This window comes from Bradyrhizobium sp. Ses1 (assembly GCF_059512365.1).
Map to the genome: position 1 here is coordinate 1 of NZ_JCAMOQ010000211.1, position 526 is coordinate 526.

Annotated in this window: 1 protein-coding gene; it reads left to right on the top strand. The window is 64.3% G+C overall.

The window, feature by feature from the left end; translation table 11 throughout:
* Positions 1-526 (top strand): response regulator (locus AC5ZG5_RS46415; RefSeq protein WP_496165594.1); only part of this gene is annotated, 526 nt, incomplete at both ends.

Sequence of the window (526 nt, forward strand, 5' to 3'; positions counted from 1 at the left end):
CTGCGACCGGGGCGGTAGAGAAGCGTTCTCTGGATCTGCAGGTCGCGGAGCCCGAGCATGCGCCCATCGTTCTCGTGGTTGACGATGATCCCAACGCGCGGGAGCTGCTGCGTCGACACCTGCAGCGCTGTGGCTACGCCGTTCGCATGGCTGCCAATGGCGAGGAGGCGATGCAGCTTGCCCGCACGCTGAAACCCGACGTGGTCACGCTCGACGTTCTGATGCCGCAGATGGATGGCTGGGCCGTGCTCAGTGCCATGAAGGAAGATGCGGCACTCGCCGAAATTCCCGTGATCATGGTCACGATCGTCGACAACCAGAGCATCGGCTTCTCGCTCGGCGCCGCCGATTACCTGATCAAGCCGATCAATCGCGACCAACTGGTCCGTGCGGTGGAAAAGTGCTGCCCGCGGGGCGAGCCACGGCACGTGCTGATCGTCGAGGACGACGCTCCGACCAGCGAGCTGATGGCGCGCGCCTTGCGGGAGATCGAGTGCACGGTCACACAAGCGGAGAATGGTCGGGT